This window comes from Anaerofustis stercorihominis DSM 17244, from assembly GCF_000154825.1.
GTDB classification, from domain to species: domain Bacteria; phylum Bacillota; class Clostridia; order Eubacteriales; family Anaerofustaceae; genus Anaerofustis; species Anaerofustis stercorihominis.
The window spans coordinates 1,089,441-1,105,679 of record NZ_DS560019.1 but is presented as its reverse complement, the minus strand read 5'-3'; the positions used below and the strand labels follow the sequence as shown (position 1 = coordinate 1,105,679).

At 33.3% G+C, this 16,239-nt stretch carries 18 protein-coding genes; all 18 read left to right on the top strand.

The window, feature by feature from the left end; translation table 11 throughout:
• Window positions 1–96: 96 nt before the first annotated feature.
• The 18 genes from ANASTE_RS10150 (at window position 97) to ANASTE_RS10065 (ending at window position 16,224) form a co-directional block, all read left to right on the top strand.
• Window positions 97–498, top strand: coding sequence for a PTS sugar transporter subunit IIA (locus tag ANASTE_RS10150; protein WP_007050934.1), 402 nt, complete (start codon window positions 97–99; stop codon window positions 496–498).
• A gap of 47 nt (window positions 499–545) precedes the next feature.
• A complete protein-coding gene (locus ANASTE_RS10145; RefSeq protein WP_007050933.1) occupies window positions 546–1,043 on the top strand; it encodes a PTS system mannose/fructose/N-acetylgalactosamine-transporter subunit IIB in 498 nt (165 codons plus the stop codon).
• Window positions 1,044–1,065: 22 nt separating this feature from the next.
• Window positions 1,066–1,815, top strand: coding sequence for a PTS mannose/fructose/sorbose/N-acetylgalactosamine transporter subunit IIC (locus tag ANASTE_RS10140; RefSeq protein ID WP_007050932.1), 750 nt, complete (start codon window positions 1,066–1,068; stop codon window positions 1,813–1,815).
• 12 nt (window positions 1,816–1,827) lie between these two features.
• Window positions 1,828–2,709, top strand: coding sequence for a PTS system mannose/fructose/sorbose family transporter subunit IID (locus ANASTE_RS10135; protein WP_007050931.1), 882 nt, complete (start codon window positions 1,828–1,830; stop codon window positions 2,707–2,709).
• A 17-nt stretch (window positions 2,710–2,726) separates the two neighbouring features.
• Window positions 2,727–3,605 (top strand): class II fructose-bisphosphate aldolase, encoded by an 879-nt coding sequence (locus tag ANASTE_RS10130; RefSeq protein WP_007050930.1) that lies wholly within the window; start codon window positions 2,727–2,729, stop codon window positions 3,603–3,605.
• A 44-nt stretch (window positions 3,606–3,649) separates the two neighbouring features.
• A complete protein-coding gene (locus tag ANASTE_RS10125; protein WP_007050929.1) occupies window positions 3,650–4,813 on the top strand; it encodes an iron-containing alcohol dehydrogenase in 1,164 nt (387 codons plus the stop codon).
• A 31-nt stretch (window positions 4,814–4,844) separates the two neighbouring features.
• Entirely contained in the window at window positions 4,845–5,897 is a 1,053-nt protein-coding gene (locus ANASTE_RS10120) for a zinc-dependent alcohol dehydrogenase (protein ID WP_007050928.1), read from the top strand.
• A 328-nt stretch (window positions 5,898–6,225) separates the two neighbouring features.
• Window positions 6,226–7,572: a hypothetical protein gene (locus ANASTE_RS10115; RefSeq protein ID WP_007050927.1), complete on the top strand. Its 1,347-nt coding sequence runs from the start codon at window positions 6,226–6,228 to the stop codon at window positions 7,570–7,572.
• A gap of 442 nt (window positions 7,573–8,014) precedes the next feature.
• Complete coding sequence (locus ANASTE_RS10110) at window positions 8,015–8,281, top strand: hypothetical protein (protein WP_007050926.1); 267 nt, start codon at window positions 8,015–8,017, stop codon at window positions 8,279–8,281.
• Window positions 8,282–8,367: 86 nt separating this feature from the next.
• A complete protein-coding gene (locus tag ANASTE_RS10105) occupies window positions 8,368–10,578 on the top strand; it encodes a sigma 54-interacting transcriptional regulator (RefSeq protein ID WP_007050925.1) in 2,211 nt (736 codons plus the stop codon).
• Window positions 10,579–10,794: 216 nt separating this feature from the next.
• Window positions 10,795–11,220 (top strand): PTS sugar transporter subunit IIA, encoded by a 426-nt coding sequence (locus ANASTE_RS10100; RefSeq protein ID WP_039945577.1) that lies wholly within the window; start codon window positions 10,795–10,797, stop codon window positions 11,218–11,220.
• Between the two features lies 1 nt (window position 11,221).
• Complete coding sequence (locus ANASTE_RS11555; protein ID WP_007050923.1) at window positions 11,222–11,719, top strand: PTS system mannose/fructose/N-acetylgalactosamine-transporter subunit IIB; 498 nt, start codon at window positions 11,222–11,224, stop codon at window positions 11,717–11,719.
• 19 nt (window positions 11,720–11,738) lie between these two features.
• Window positions 11,739–12,524 (top strand): PTS sugar transporter subunit IIC, encoded by a 786-nt coding sequence (locus ANASTE_RS10090; RefSeq protein WP_007050922.1) that lies wholly within the window; start codon window positions 11,739–11,741, stop codon window positions 12,522–12,524.
• Window positions 12,525–12,526: 2 nt separating this feature from the next.
• Window positions 12,527–13,375: a PTS system mannose/fructose/sorbose family transporter subunit IID gene (locus tag ANASTE_RS10085; protein ID WP_007050921.1), complete on the top strand. Its 849-nt coding sequence runs from the start codon at window positions 12,527–12,529 to the stop codon at window positions 13,373–13,375.
• Between the two features lie 39 nt (window positions 13,376–13,414).
• Complete coding sequence (locus tag ANASTE_RS10080) at window positions 13,415–13,849, top strand: hypothetical protein (RefSeq protein ID WP_007050920.1); 435 nt, start codon at window positions 13,415–13,417, stop codon at window positions 13,847–13,849.
• Window positions 13,850–13,852: 3 nt separating this feature from the next.
• Entirely contained in the window at window positions 13,853–14,743 is an 891-nt protein-coding gene (locus ANASTE_RS10075; protein WP_039945576.1) for a class II fructose-bisphosphate aldolase, read from the top strand.
• Between the two features lie 26 nt (window positions 14,744–14,769).
• Complete coding sequence (locus ANASTE_RS10070; RefSeq protein ID WP_007050918.1) at window positions 14,770–15,123, top strand: hypothetical protein; 354 nt, start codon at window positions 14,770–14,772, stop codon at window positions 15,121–15,123.
• A 45-nt stretch (window positions 15,124–15,168) separates the two neighbouring features.
• Window positions 15,169–16,224 carry an NAD(P)-dependent oxidoreductase gene (locus ANASTE_RS10065; protein WP_007050917.1) on the top strand — a complete coding sequence of 352 codons (1,056 nt, stop codon included), beginning with the start codon at window positions 15,169–15,171 and terminating at the stop codon, window positions 16,222–16,224.
• Window positions 16,225–16,239: the final 15 nt, after the last annotated feature.

The window sequence follows — 16,239 nt, the reverse complement described above, 5'->3', positions numbered from 1 at the left end:
AAATCCGACTTTTTTTATTTAAAAAATATACACACTAACACTTGGCACGAGATTTGCTACTTATAAATACAAAGATAAAAGGAAGGAGGTAACGATATGATTGGAATTTTACTTGTCACCCATGGAAATGCGGGAAAAGAGTTAATAAAAAGCAGTGAACTTATTATAGGGCATCAACAAAAGATAGACTCTTTATCACTAAATCATGGGGATGATATCAACGAATTGCAGAAACATGTATTAAACAAAATCGAAATTTTAAATGATGGTGACGGAGTTATTGTTATGGTTGATCTTCTCGGCGGAAGTCCTTGTAATGTAACAGGTAAAATAATAAAAGAAACAAATAATGTAGAATGTTTAACAGGAGTAAATTTACCAATGTTAATCGAAGCAATATCATCAAGAGAAAATTTAAATCTTAAAGAACTCACGGATATCAGCAAAAACTCTTCTAAAGAAGGGATTAATAATTTAAAAATGCTTATGTTTGGATAATTTGTAATTATAAAACCAAAATATTAAAAAAATTAAAGGAGGATAAAATGGCAAAAATTAATCTTGTCAGAATAGACAGCAGACTTATTCATGGACAGGTAATAACAAAATGGTTAAAAATGTCAGATGCAAACAGAATAATCATCGTTGATGACGAATTGGCTAAAGACGATTTTATGTCTATTATTTATACAACTGCAGCACCAAAAGATGTTAAAGTTGAAATTTTAAGTATTGAAGATGCTAAAAAAGGTTGGGTGGAAAATCAACTTGGAAACGGAAGTTTATTAATTTTATTTAAAGATATAAAAACTTGTTATCAGCTAAAAAATGAAGGAGTTGATATTGAAAATATCCAAATAGGAGGACTTCCGAGTGCTCCGGGAAGGACAGTTATACTAAGAGCTGTATCATTTGATGATGACGATATTTCAAAATTAGAAGAACTTCATGAAGCAGGAGTTGAAATAAATATTCACATTATTCCTGAAGAACCTAAAATGAACTATGAAAATATGATTAAAAAATACAAAGAAAAAAAATAAGAATTAATTAAGGAGAAAAATTATGTTATTAACTTTATCAATCGTTGCCGGTCTTTGGTACTGGATCAGCCAAAGTAAGCTCGGTTATACATTTCACTGGGCAATTTGTCAGCCTATAGTAATGGCTCTGCCTTTCGGACTTATATATGGAGACATATCAAAAGCATTAATAATAGGTGCATCACTTGAAATGGTTTATCTTGGCATGGTTGCCGCAGGAGCAAATATACCTGCAGATGAAAGCTTGGCCGGTGTAATTGCTATTCCTATCGCACTAGTTTCAGATATATCTGCAGCAACTGCAGTTACCCTTGCCATTCCTTTTGGGTTGCTTGGTGTACTTCAAGATCAAATTAGAAGAACAATACAAGCAAATTTTGCTCACAAAGCAGATAAATACGCTGAAGAATGTAATATCAAGGGTATAGAAAGATGTGCTATATTATTCCCATTGATTTTGGGTTTCTTTTTAAGATTTCCACCCGTATTTCTAGCTAACTATTTCGGCTCAGGTGTTGTAGAAAATGTTTTAGCAGCTATACCTCAGTGGTTAACTCATGGTTTGGAAGTAACAGGAGGTTTATTGCCTGCATTAGGTTTTGCTATCACTGTATTTATTATCGGGAAGAAAACTTATTTGCCATTCTTTATTTTAGGATTTTTCATGGTTCAGTATTTAAAAATAAATGTTATGGCAGCCGCAATATTCGGAACATGTATGGCTTTACTCATTGTTTTCTTAAGAAGAGAAAATCAAAATACCACAACATAAAAGGAGGAAAAAATGAAACAAGAGAAATTAGATAAAAATTTAGTTAATGATAATGTTAACGAAGTGATTGAAAATAAAGAAGAACAACCTGAAAAAATCACACAAAAAGATATTAATAAATCTTTTCTTAGATGGTGGATAGATGTGGAAGTTGCCAGTTCATATGAAAGAATGCAAGGTATACCATTCTGTTATTCCATGATACCTATTTTAAAAAAATTATATAAGAAAAAAGAAGATTTAAGTTATGCTCTTAAAAACCATTTGAATTTCTTTAATACTCAAGGTACATGGGGATGTCCTATTCATGGTATGACAATCGCTATGGAAGAAGAGCTTCACGACAGTGATAGAGAAATGAGAGAAAATGCGATTACAGGTATAAAAACCGGGCTGATGGGCCCTCTGGCAGGTATAGGAGATACTATTGACTGGGGTACATTAAAAACAATTATCGCAGGAATTGCGGTTACCTTCGGTGCAACAGGAAGTATTTTGGGTGCTATCATTCCATTTGCATTTACAATAATCACATTTTTTATAGCTAAGTATTTATGGAATATGGGATATAAACTCGGAAAAGAATCCGTAAAATCAATTCTACAATCCGGTTGGATAAATGAACTTATTTCAGGTACGGCAATTTTAGGACTGTTTATGATGGGTGCCTTAGCATCCAGCTATGTTAAGTTAAGCATTCCTATAACTTTTACAGTAGGCGGGACACAAATGGCTGTACAATCCATACTTGACAGTATTGCTCCTGGATTATTACCTCTTGGTGTAGTCTTTGGAATATATTACATCCTAAAAAACAAAACACAAAAATACGGACTTATATCTATTGCCATAGTTGTACTTTCAATTATAGGTGCTCTAATAGGATTATTTTAAAGGAGGATACTGAAATTATGCTAGTAAGAATGGATGAAATTTTAAAAAAAGCAAAAAAAGGAAAATATGGGGTTGCAGCTCCAAATGTTTATAATGATATCAGTGTAAAAGCTTGTTATGAAGCGGCTGATAAATTAAACTCTCCGATTATTCTAGATTGTGCCGGACTTCCTTTCCTTGAAGAAACTGCGGATATAGTAAGATTTTATGAAAGAAAATACCCACATGTCGTTGCAGCATTAAACTTAGACCATGGCGGTCCTTTTGAAGAGATCGTTCATGCTATCAAATATGGTTTTACATCTGTAATGATAGACAGATCAACTCTTGAGTTTGACGAAAATGTAAGAGAAGTAAAAGAAGTTGTGAAAATTGCACATGGTGCTGATGTTTCCGTTGAAGCAGAACTTGGACATGTAGGTCAAGGCTTTGAATATGAGCAAACAAGAGATGCCGGACTTACAAAAAAAGAAGATGCTTTAAGATATATTGATTTAACCGGTGTTGATTGTCTTGCGGTTGCAGTCGGAACATCTCACGGAACATATAAAGGAACTCCTCATTTAGAGTTTGAACTTTTGAGCGATTTAAGTAAATCAATAGATATTCCTCTTGTATTACACGGCGGCTCCGGAACAGGGGACAATAATTTACAAAAAGCAGTACAAACAGGTATTCAAAAAGTAAACTTATTTACAGACCTAAGTTCTGCAGCATTAGATGCAATGATTAAATATCTTGACTTTAATTGGGACGATCTGAAGCAAGAGGGCTCTAAAGGTGAATTCGGAAACTTAAAAGCTAACTTATGCGATATATCAATAGCAGCAAAAGACGGTTTTGCTGAATTATTGGAACACTACATTAAACTTTTTGGTTCTAACGGAAAAGCTTGATTTAGTAAAAAATTAATTAAAACTAACTGACGTAAGGAGATATTATGAACAACTTTAATTTTTTATGTGATACTAAGTTTATTTTCGGTAAAGAAACCGAAAAAGCGGTAGGCAGTGAAATAAAACAATATGGTAAAAAAGTCTTATTTGTAAATGATGGAGGGGACTATTTAAAAACAACAGGTTTATATGATTCGGTTGTGGATTCCATAAAATCCGAAAATTTACAATTTATAGAATTAAGCGGTGTTAAAGCAAATCCGGAAGTTGAACTTGTAAGAAAAGGTATTGACATTTGTAAAAAAGAAAATATAGATTTTATTTTGGCAGTTGGTGGCGGAAGCGTAATTGATACTGCAAAATCAATCGGTGTAGGTGTTTATTACGATGGCGATGTATGGGATATTTATGAAGGAAAAGGAAGAATAAACGATACTTTACCTGTCGGTGTTGTTCTCACTATTCCAGCAACGGGAAGCGAAGCAAGTATATCGGCTATTTTAACAAACGGACATTCAAAAAAAGCAATTGACGATACAAGAATCAGACCTGTGTTTGCTGTTATGAACCCTGAACTTACATACTCTCTTCCTCCATTCCAAACAACTGCAGGCTGTGTGGATATTATATCTCATGTATTTGAAAGATATTTTACAAACACCAAACATGTTGGATTTACCGACAGACTATGCGAAAGCACAATAAAAACAATTATTGACAATGTATATAAAGTTATGAAAAATCCAAGAAACTACGAAGCAAGAGCAGAAATCATGTGGGCAGGAACAATTGCTCATAACGGAATTTTAGGTGTTGGCAGAGATGAATGCTGGGGAGCACATATGATAGGTCATGAACTTAGCGGTGAATATAATATTACCCATGGAACAACACTTGCCCTTATTCTTCCGCATTGGATGAAATATGTTTATAAGCATGATGTAATGCGTTTTGTAAGATATGCCGTAGAAGTATGGGGAATCAGCCAAAATTATGATAATCCGGAAGAAACAGCTCTTGCCGGTATAGAAAAAACAAAAGAATTCTTTGAATCGGTTGGGCAGCCTACATCTCTAAAAGATGTAAACATAGGAGATGAAAAAATCGTTACAATGGCAGAAAAATGCACAAAGAACGGCAATATAGGCGGATTTGTATCACTTAACAAAGAAGATGTAATAAATATTTATAAAAGTGCTTTGGAATAAAATTTTACAGAAATAAAGAGGAGAAATAAGAATGGACATAAAAGAAATGAAATTTTCGGTTTTGACGAAAAAAGGTCATGCAGAAGTTAGAACAAGACCTTTACCTGAACTTGGAGACAGGCAAGTTTTAATAAAACAGGAAGCTTGCAATATATGTACAACAGATTATGGCCAATGGTTAGGACTTAGAGAACATCAAGGTTATCCTATGGCTGGAGGACATGAAGGCTCAGGTACAATCGTAGCAAAAGGCAAAAAAGTTATGGATTTTGAAATCGGTGACAGAGTTGCAATGGCTTATGACGGATGCGGTGAATGTGAGGCTTGCAGAAAAGGAGATGTATTACATTGTACCGATACATCTATAACAGGAAAGACTGAAGATGGTTATTGGGGAGCTTTTGGTTTTTCAAATTACGCAGTTAGAAATGCAAGAAGCGTTATCAAAGTAAGCAAAGATTTATCCCCAAGTGAAGCTGCATTCTTAGAACCTTTGGCTACAGTAGTTAAGGGACTAAAAAAATTAAAAGTAAAACCTATGGAAAATGTAGTAATAATAGGAGCAGGAACAATGGGGCTAGTTAATGCTCAAGCTGCAAAAGCAAACGGATGCAGAGTTATCGTTTCAGAAGTAATGGAAAAGAAACTGGAAACAGCAAAAGCAATGGGATTTGAAGTTATTGATGCAGGTAATTCTGACCCCGTTGAAGAAGTTAAAAATCTTACAGGCGGTGTAGGTGCAGATGCTGTTATTGTTGCAGTAGGTTTGACTCTTGCAAATAACCAAGCTATTGAAATGTTAAAACCAACAGACGGACGAATTTTATTCTTTGCTGCGGGATATCCTGCTCCACAGTTAGATTTTGATTCAAACTTGGTTCATTATAAGAGACTCGAATTAATCGGCACATTTGCTGCTGATTCAATAGATTTCTTTACTGCAGGAAAAATGTTGAGTGACAGAAGCGTAGATGTTTCAAAAATAATCGAGCCAACTAAATTTAAACTTGACGATGTACAAAAAGCGTTCGAAATGGCAGCAAAACCAGGAATGTACAGAGTAAGTGTTTTACTTCAAGATTAATTAGATATGTACGTGTAATAAATACTTTAAAATTAAAATTGTTGGAGGAACTATTAATTTAAATAGTTCCTTTTCTTTTTTATATCTTATTATATAGATAATTTAAACTATTATATTTTTTGACTATTCCATTAAACAAACATTAAGAATATGGGGAAACAAATTATAAATATACTAAATATGAAAAATCATAAAAACAATAAAAATAAATAATTTATATCTAAAACTTTTCTCTTAATTTATGACTTTATTTGACATTTAGCTATTTTAAAGATAAGATACAATTATAAAGAACTATATCATAATTGGGGAAAGGAGAAATATAATTATGAAAAAGTTATTGACGTTTTTTGGATGTTTTTTTATGGTATTTGGTTTATCTATGGTAATCAATATTGGAAGCAGTGGAATTAATTTTAATTTAAACAATGTAAAAGGTGCAACGATAACCCCTGAAAGTAAGCCATATAAGGATTATGGAGTTACAAGCAAGAATTATAACAAACAAAGAAAACACTCCTATTTAATACAATCGTATTTAAAAGCCTTTGAAGACAATAAAAAAGGCGGTACATTGTATTTAACTAAGGGTTCCGGTAATGGCGTTTATACTCTTTCAAATGAAATGTGTATTCCTTCTAATGTAAAAATAGTTATAAAGGACGGAGTAACGGTAAAAAAAACGTACGATGCAGGAGTTAGTAAAGATGGCAATGAAATAAACGCTTCTACATATATGTTCTCTTTTGTACCAATCTCTTTAAGAAGTTCAGGAGCAGTTAAGAGAGGAAGCGGAAATGCTACAGAGAATTCCAGTATCATAGGTGAAGGCAGTGCAACGATAGATGCAGGTGGTGCAACATCTTATAAAAATGGAGGACAACCATATTGTGGAACTATAGCTTTTGGAGACAATACAAATTGTAAGGTAAGCGGAATAACATTTAAAAATATGAATAAGACCTACGGACACTTTATGGAAGTCAACGGAACTGCAGATTGTATTATCGAAAATAATACTTTCATAGGAGGAACAACTGCTATAGATGAAAACGGAAATAAAGTAAATGCGGAAGCAATCAATATTGACACATTTGATAATGTTAAAAAAGGATTTTCAGGTAAATGGTTAGCACCTGACGGAACACGTAACATACGTTTAAAAATCAGAAATAATAAATTTTCCGATATGAACATTGCAATTGGTACTCATGGATATACTCATGATAATCCTCATAAACAAGTTGAAATCACAGGAAATACATTTACAAATATTTATTCAAAAGTTATACAGCCAATGAGATGGAAAGAAACTGTAATTTCAGGTAATACATTTAACTGCTCTCCTGAAAATACAATAATATACTGTAGAAGTGCAAATGTAATGGATGTATACAACAACACTTTTAATGTAAACAATGCAAGTACAAGAATATATCATTTTAGATATGCATATCATCAAAGTGGAAGTACGGACAAGTTAAAAGTGGAGCCGGTAGCAAACAACATTACAGCTGAAAATAAAGAAAATATACTTCATAACAATACCTATAATGGCACATATTTTAAAAATATTTATTTTAGAACAGCACCAATTAAGGTAAACGGAGTCTATACGGACCCTAAGGATGCAAATGGTAAATGGATATACGATGATATTTGGACATTGGATTAAATTGAACTATATTTATAATGAAATATTGATTAAAAAATAATAACGTAAAAAACAAAATTTTGAGTTAAATAAAATTTCTACGACAATAAAGAGTCTATCTTCAAAAAACATGGTAGGCTCTTTATTATTTACATATTAAATACTTCATAACGATTTTTTAACAACATAATTTATATCTTTTACATAATAAACTATCATTAATTTGCATAATGTAATTAACATACAATTACGGACACAAAATAAATCAAAATCTGAATTTTTACAAAACACAAACATATTAGAAACTATGTAAAACCAATATTAAATCATTATTGTATCATACTCCGAACTCTCTCCGATACGAACAAAAGTTGAATATTAATTATTTTTATGCTATAAAGGTAGCATAGAGTACGACTATACACATTATAAATCATACACTTTTTATTTATGGGAGATAAAAATGAAAAAGAATAAAGCCCAACTCATATTAAACGAAATAGAAAAACGAACGTCTGACTTACCGAAAGACTATTTTCTTGATAGTAAAGATTTTAATTACAGTTACTACTCTACTATCTCCGTAGCAAATGATTTAAATATGCAACGGACAAATGTAAGCAAATGTCTTAACGAATTGGTCGAAGATAAAATATTAATTAAAATAACGGGAAAACCAATATTATATTTCCATAAAAAAAGCTTGAAGAAAATTTTAATAAGAATTTAGATAAATGTGTATACGATAAAAGCTCAATATTAAATTCTCTTAATGATAATATTGATATAACAAAAAATAAAAATGAAGATAAAAAAGTGTATGATGTATTTAAAAATATAGTGGGATTTAATGATACACTAAAAAATCAAGTTTCATTGGCTAAAGCAGCAGTTACCTATCCCCCTTTGGGGTTAAATACAATACTAATAGGTTCGACCGGATGCGGGAAAAGCACTTTTGCGGAAGCAATGTACAACTATGGGATGACGATAGGTATGTTTTATAAAGATACAAAATTCGTAGTTTTCAATTGTGCGGATTACGCAGACAATCCTCAGCTTTTAGTCTCTCAGCTCTTCGGAAATATAAAAGGAGCATATACGGGTGCAGACACAGAACGAACGGGATTAGTCGACAAAGCCAACGGCGGGATATTATTCTTGGACGAAGTCCACAGACTTCCAAAGGAAGGACAGGAAATGCTGTTCACCCTGATGGATAAAGGTATATACAGAAGGGTCGGTGAAACGGATATTACAAGGAAAGCTGACCTAATGATAATTGCGGCAACTACCGAAAGAAAAAATTCCCAGCTCTTAAATACCTTCATAAGGCGTATACCCATAACAATAGAGTTACCGGATATCAATAAATACAATACGCAGGAAAGATTGGAATTAATATTTAAATTCTTTTATGTCGAATCGGCAAAGACCAAAAGAAAGATTAAAGTCAGCAAAAAGATTTTAAAAAGTTGTTTAAATTACGACTGTCCGCTAAATATAGGCGGTTTAAAAAGCGATATCCAGCTCATATGTGCAAAGGGTTATTTTTCCTGCGTTACAAATTCAGAAAAAGATATAAAGATAAAATGGAACGATATTCCAAACAATATGAAGCTTGGATTAATAAGTACAAACCACGAAAGCAGCAATTATGCAGACCTCGTTCTCGATGATACGGTAATTTTTGATTACAGAGAAGTCAACGAAAGCAAGTATCTTTCAAATCAAATGAATAAATTTGAACATGAAAATAAATACTACAGCAAAATCATAGAAGACTACTATGAACTATCATTTAAAAATGAAGAAAACGATAATGTGAGAAAAAAAGTCGAAGATGATTTAAAGAGTTATTTCTTATCCATGCAGGAAAAAATAAGAAGTAATCAGCTTCCCGAATACGGAGAACTGCTTTCGAGAATAGTCGATGAAAGGATCATTGAAGCAGTTATCGATGCTATCGATTCCGTCAAAACCATATATAATAACCAGGAAAACAATAAGAGGATCGTTTGTGCATTATCTTTACATATAAATAATTTGATTGAAAGGATAAAAAGCGGCAAATATTCCGTAAATAATAATTTGATCAAATCTGTAGAGCAGCTCTACCCCATCGACTATTACGCAGCTCAAAAGATAATCGAAGTACTTTCAAAAGAACTCAATATAGAAATCTCTTCAAACGAAATCATGTTTGTAACAATGCTGTTACATACGATGAATGATATGGATCTGGGAAACAGGATAGGAGTTTTATGCATAGCTCACGGAAGCAATGTTGCAAGTTCTATAGCGGAAGTGGTGAATACACTCTTGGACATAGAAGGTCTATATGCTTTGGACGTTCCTCTTAACGAAAAGGTAGAAAGTATATTAAATAAAGCGATTAATTTAGTAAAAGAAATAGATAAGGGAAAAGGCGTGATATTACTAACGGATATGGAATCTTTATGCGACTTTGACACATTGATCACCGAGGAAACGGGGATACCTACAATATCTATCCCAAATGTAACGACGCTTATGGCATTGGAAATTACGAGAAGAGCATATAGTTCCACAGTAGAATTAAATGATTTTTATAATGAGTTGATAGACGATAATGTAATATATAACAAAAGAAATATAAATAAAAATAATAATACATTAATGAACAGTGAAGAAAAAAAATTCATTAAAGTCCTTGATGAAATGTTGACTTTCATAGATCCGACAAAAATTTATAATTCTTTAAAATCTGTCCTTATAAATATATGGAACGATTTAGGACTTACAAAAGACAAAATGTTTGAATATAAGTTTATAATGCACTGTGCATTTATGGTTGAACGAGCTATAAAAAAAGAACCTATGCCGGGAAAAAACCTCAACTATTACTATAATAACAGAAAAGAAACCCTTAAAAAATTGGAAGAGTATTTCAGACCGGTTTATCAGGAATTTGGTTTTATTATGTATCCGAGCGAGTATGAAGCAATAATAGAAATGTTTGATGTTCATTATGATTTTGAGATTTAAAATTATACACATAATCAATTAAATCATTGAAAATTTAATGTGTATAAAATAAAGTCAGCATATGTATAATTATATAAAAAAACAGAAATTTGCAATAAGAGGCTAAATAAAGGGATTTGCCTCTTATTTTTTATTTATTTTTATACACATCAACTTGGCATGATATTTTCTTATATATAATTGAAGCATAAATTTTACGGAAAGGATGGTGTAATAATGATAGGAATTATACTCGCTTCGCACAGCAACTTAAGTAAAGGTGTTAGAGATGCAATGAACTGTATCATGGGAGAACAGGATAAAGTGAAAGCTCTGTCTTTAAATGTAGCCGATGATATAAATAAGTTTGCTCCTTTAATAGCTGAAACAGTTGACGAAATGGATAACGGAGAAGGTGTGTTGATATTTGCAGATTTGCTTGGAGGAAGCCCCTGCAATCAATCAGGTAAATTACTAACTTCCAAAAATGTAAAAATAGTCACAGGGTTAAACCTTCCCATGTTATTCGCTGCAATAGAAGCAAGATCACAAGGAATGGATTTAGACAGTACTGCACAGTATTCCATAGAATCTGCGATAAACGGAATTCAAAACTTAGAAACCGTTCTAACAATGAACAAAAATCAAAAAGGAGGAAATTAAAATGGGAGAACTCGTTTTAGTAAGAGTTGATGAAAGATTGATCCACGGAGTTATCTGTGTTACATGGGCACCAAACGTAAATGCCGATACGATCATAGCGGTCGACGATATTACCGCAAATGATGATTTTGTAAAAAGCATTATGAAATCAAGTGCATCCGGTGCATCAGGACTAAATGCAGATATATTGACAATAGATAATGCAGTTTCATCATGGAAAGAAAAAGGGCTCGGCGAAGGACGGATACTTTTAATCTTTAAATCCATTGAGGATGCTTATAATGCTTATGAAAAAGGTTTAAACTTTACTTCCCTTCAGCTTGGATGGACAAACCCCAAAAAAGGAAGAGAAAGGATCGACCAATCTCTATGCATCAGTGAAGCTGATGTGGATTTAGTAAGGAAAATGGAAAAAGACTACGGCGTAGAAGTAAATATGCAGTATTCTCCTCAATTCGAGCCGGTTTCCTTTGAGTATGGAATAAAAGGAAAATTTTAAATAGAAAGGAAAATATAAAATGGAAATCACATTAATACAAGTAGTTTTGATATCTTTGATTTACGCACTGTTCCACGGAAACGGCGGACTTCCTCCGATCGGCATGATTACGACGATGGTCACTCCTTTTACTTTCTCATGGCTTATCGGTGCCGTGCTAGGAGATTGGAAGCAGGGACTTATAATAGGTGCGACGATACAAACGATAAATATGACTCCGGTCATTATCGGAGGGATTACGACCGTAGATTTATGGTATTCCGCTACACTGGTAATACCTCTGGTTATAAGCTACGGACTTGATATCACAGCAGCAGTCGCAATTGCCGCACCGGTAGCGGTAATCGCAAACTTCCTAGGGCAAATTAATATAATCGGTTTATTTGATCTTGTGTATGTCCCTTTGGGAGATAAAGCAGCTGCCGAGGGAAATTGGAAGAAACTTCTATATGTAAGTCATGTATTGCCTGCAGTACTGAATACAGCATTTAAATTCGTTGTTGCATTCATGGGAGTTTATGCGGGAACAGCCGCAACAAGTTTGATAATAAACAAAATCCCCGAAAGCGTAATGCTAGGCTTCGGTGCCGCAGCAGGATTGATGCCGGCAGTAGGTTTTGCAATGTTCCTGGCATTAATAGGTAAAATGAAATTCTTACCATATTTCTTCGTAGGATTTTATCTCGTAAAATTTGCAGGTCTATCAACTATTGTTATAGGACTTATAGGACTGATTTTAGGATTTATATACATGCTTAACAGAGAAGGCATGAACGATTCCGAAAATTTGATAGGAGGTAATTAAATATGTCAGAAAATAATAATATTGAAAGAAAAGCTCCGGATAAAATTACTAAATTTGACTTATTTATGGAGCAGCTTATATTTATGGATGGTATCGCCCATACACAGGGGAATACAAGAAAAGGCGGATTATCATTTTCTTCCGCAATGGAATATATATTACATAAGTTTTATAAAAATAAAGATGATTTGGCAGAAGCCTTAACCAGACATATGGATTTTTACATGACAGATTACGCATGGGGCGGTTGTATAAACGGACTTATAATTTCAATGGAAGAACAAAGAGCTAATGACCTCTACGAAAACGGAGAGTCCACTATTTCTCCTGATTTGATAAGGGCGGTTAAAACCGGTTTGATGGGTCCATTGGCTGGGTTTGGAGATACTATCGTTCAAACGGTATTTTGGGTAATAACCATAGGTTATGCACAGCCTCTCGCAATGGCAGGCAACTTCCTCGCTGTACCGATATCTTGGCTTGGGATAGGATTTTCCAGATATTTATTATCTTGGCTTACCTGTTTCTCCGGATATTATTCAGGAAGAGAAGCAGTATCGAAACTTACATCCTCCAAACTGGCACAAAAAGTACTCACCGTATCCGCAGTTGTTGCAATGTGCATAATGGGAGCTTTAACTGCAGGAAATGTCAACTTTGTAACTGCAGTCACCATTGGGAAACAATCCCTACACGAATTAGTAGATTCACTTCTTCCGGGTATTTCAGGTTTAGCTCCCGTATTTATAATATATTATCTTTTTAAGAAAAAGAAAATACATATTGCAAAAATAATGATAGGAATTATAGTTATTTGCATAATTCTTGGTATTTTGGGATTATTTGGATAAAAGTAAATAAAAATATGACAGAAAGGTCAACGATTTAAAATGGGAAAATATATAATACTTACTATTATAAGCTTTGTCATAGGTTTTTCACTTTGCATGCTTATAAGTACAAAGTTAAAAAGAAAATGGGATAAAGAATACGCAGATACTCTTGTTATGGTTTTGCAGGAACAGTTTGAATGTGCAAAGCATTCAGGTGCACAGTCGGGTATACATTATATGCTTGATGAAAAAGGACTGGACTATACGATATATTATTTCGATAAAGTATATACCCTTATTCATTCGGTAAAGAACAAAAGTGAGAGTCAACAAAATATCGAAAAATCATTAAAAACTTTTCTGTCAGGTGCTTTAGCAAAAGACATTCAGGAATACAAGGAAAAGATGAAGACAAAAGAAAGCAGAATGGAAACATTAAAACAATCTTTAGAAAAAGAAACAAAAGGATTTACCAAGACGGAAAGGATATAGAATATGTTATACACAATGAAACCAATCCTGGATAAAGCCAGAGAGGACCATTATGCAGTTGCGGCGCCGAATGTACTTGACTATAAGACAATTGATGTTGCAATCAAAACCGCGGAAAAGAAAAATGCTCCGATCATATTGAATGTAACATTTGAAACGAATGATGATTTATCCACATTCGTAAATTACGCAAAGGATAAGGCAATACATTCAAAAGTACCCGTAGCGATAAATCTCGATCACGGAGGAGACTATGAACAAATCATAAAATCATTAAAAATGGATTTTACTTCCATTATGGTTGACCGCTCAATGCTCGAATTCGAAGATAACATAAAAGAAGTATCGGAAATAGTTAAAATCGCTCATACATTGGGATGTTCGGTAGAAGCCGAGCTCGGACATGTGGGAACCAATATAGGAGCTGACTCGGAGGGGATGCTTGGAAGTAATACGATCATTACCGAAGAAGATAAAAAAGCTACTTTTACAAAAGTAGAAGAAGCAGTGGAATACGTTGAAAGAACAAAAGTGGACTGCCTAGCTGTAGCTATCGGCACAGTACACGGACTCTACCCCAAAGGATTAAAACCGAGCATTGACTTTGAATTATTAAAAAAGCTCAGAGACGCAGTTAAGGTGCCGTTAGTCATACACGGCGGGAGTGGTTCCGGAGATGATAATCTGGCACGTGCCTGCAAAGAAGGCATATGTAAAGTAAATATTTGCAGTGACTTATTAAAAAAAGGGCGTGAATATATCAATAATGGATATTTGAAGGATTCTGATGATATGCTCACAAAACTCATGTATCCGCTTCCCGCATACTATGCAGGTTATTCGGATATGCTTGAATATTATATAGATTTGTTCAAAAGCACAAATAAAGCATAAAATTTCAAAAAAGAAGGTATAAGAAAATGTTAGACTCAATAAGTGATAAAACTTTAATATTGATAGTATTTTCAATAATTACTATTTTAAATATAATAGCTATTTTTAGGAAGACTTATTACAGCAATGATAAAAAATCCGATAAAGCCATGGCTCATGTATTAAACAGTAAATATAAACTCTATAAAATAAAGAGAATCGATATTTCATATATCAATATTATTTACGGAGTGATGAATATCATCTTATCTGTTACGGCTCCTTTTATAATATTATATTTTAATTCCACAATAGGTATTATTTATTATGTAGCAGGTATGCTCATCGGAAATATCATAGTTAATCAATATATAATAAGTAAATACTTGAGACTAAAATAACATTTTCTTAAAACTTCAAAAAATAACAACGGAGGTTAGAGAATAATGTTAAAAGCTCTATGGACAGGAGAATATGATGATGAATGGAAAAAAATATTCTCACAAAATTTTGAACTTGAAAGAGCCAGCTTAAATATAGGGGCAGTATATCCTGACGGATTACTGAGAGGTATAGACTTGATAGAAGTATTAAAGGATAAAGATATTTTTATTGACGGATACGACCCTGTAGATGAAGAGATAATAAAGAATTGTCCCAAATTAAAAATGATTTTAAGCGTAAGAGACGGTCCGGAAGAAAATATAGATATAAATATGTGTACCAAATACGGGATACCGGTTTTGTTTGCGGGAGGAAGATGTGTACATAGTGTTGCAGAATTGAATATGACGTTGATGTTTAATCTTGCATGCAACTTTATTAGATTAACCAATCGAATGAGAAATGAAGGCTGGACTTCTACGAATATGACAGAAGACTTATTTTCGCAAACGGAATTATATAGGAAAACACTTTCTATTATAGGACTTGGAAGAAACGGAAGAGAGCTTGCGAAATTAGCTAACGGCATTGGTATGAATGTAGTTTCTTATGACCCGTATGTAACAAAAAAACAAGCAGAGGAATTAAACGTTACTATGATGTCTCTTCCGGATGCAATGTCAGCGGGAGATTATGTCACATTACTTGCAAGAGTGACACCTGAAACAGAGGGCATGATAGGTAAGAAAGAAATCGCAATGATGAAACCTACCGCATATCTCATAAATACCGGGAGATCGAAACTTGCTGATGAAAAAGCTATATTCGATGCTCTGGATAACGATATAATTAAAGGTGCGGCTTTGGACGTATTTACCTCGGAACCTTTAAACAAAGATAGCAGAGCCTATAAAATCCCTGAGGATAAACTATTATTAACTCCGCATATGGCAGGTATTTCAATGGAAAGAGTTCCTCATCAATATGAATATTTAATGGATAGTTTTGATAAATTCAAAAAAGGCAAAACAAAAGGACTCAGATTATATAATCCCAAAGTATTTGACTCCTTAGAGTTTAAAAATCGAGGCGGTATTATATTTGAATGTGAAAAATAAACTTACGATGAAGAG

Excerpts from the sequence above, each read along its gene's own strand:
- ANASTE_RS10150 (WP_007050934.1), top strand. The coding sequence starts at position 97 with ATGATTGGAATTTTACTTGTCACCCATGGAAATGCGGGAAAAGAGTTA.
- ANASTE_RS10145 (WP_007050933.1), top strand. The coding sequence starts at position 546 with ATGGCAAAAATTAATCTTGTCAGAATAGACAGCAGACTTATTCATGGA.
- ANASTE_RS10140 (WP_007050932.1), top strand. The coding sequence starts at position 1,066 with ATGTTATTAACTTTATCAATCGTTGCCGGTCTTTGGTACTGGATCAGC.
- ANASTE_RS10135 (WP_007050931.1), top strand. The coding sequence starts at position 1,828 with ATGAAACAAGAGAAATTAGATAAAAATTTAGTTAATGATAATGTTAAC.
- ANASTE_RS10130 (WP_007050930.1), top strand. The coding sequence starts at position 2,727 with ATGCTAGTAAGAATGGATGAAATTTTAAAAAAAGCAAAAAAAGGAAAA.
- ANASTE_RS10125 (WP_007050929.1), top strand. The coding sequence starts at position 3,650 with ATGAACAACTTTAATTTTTTATGTGATACTAAGTTTATTTTCGGTAAA.
- ANASTE_RS10120 (WP_007050928.1), top strand. The coding sequence starts at position 4,845 with ATGGACATAAAAGAAATGAAATTTTCGGTTTTGACGAAAAAAGGTCAT.
- ANASTE_RS10115 (WP_007050927.1), top strand. The coding sequence starts at position 6,226 with ATGAAAAAGTTATTGACGTTTTTTGGATGTTTTTTTATGGTATTTGGT.
- ANASTE_RS10110 (WP_007050926.1), top strand. The coding sequence starts at position 8,015 with ATGAAAAAGAATAAAGCCCAACTCATATTAAACGAAATAGAAAAACGA.
- ANASTE_RS10100 (WP_039945577.1), top strand. The coding sequence starts at position 10,795 with ATGATAGGAATTATACTCGCTTCGCACAGCAACTTAAGTAAAGGTGTT.
- ANASTE_RS11555 (WP_007050923.1), top strand. The coding sequence starts at position 11,222 with ATGGGAGAACTCGTTTTAGTAAGAGTTGATGAAAGATTGATCCACGGA.
- ANASTE_RS10090 (WP_007050922.1), top strand. The coding sequence starts at position 11,739 with ATGGAAATCACATTAATACAAGTAGTTTTGATATCTTTGATTTACGCA.
- ANASTE_RS10085 (WP_007050921.1), top strand. The coding sequence starts at position 12,527 with ATGTCAGAAAATAATAATATTGAAAGAAAAGCTCCGGATAAAATTACT.
- ANASTE_RS10080 (WP_007050920.1), top strand. The coding sequence starts at position 13,415 with ATGGGAAAATATATAATACTTACTATTATAAGCTTTGTCATAGGTTTT.
- ANASTE_RS10075 (WP_039945576.1), top strand. The coding sequence starts at position 13,853 with ATGTTATACACAATGAAACCAATCCTGGATAAAGCCAGAGAGGACCAT.
- ANASTE_RS10070 (WP_007050918.1), top strand. The coding sequence starts at position 14,770 with ATGTTAGACTCAATAAGTGATAAAACTTTAATATTGATAGTATTTTCA.
- ANASTE_RS10065 (WP_007050917.1), top strand. The coding sequence starts at position 15,169 with ATGTTAAAAGCTCTATGGACAGGAGAATATGATGATGAATGGAAAAAA.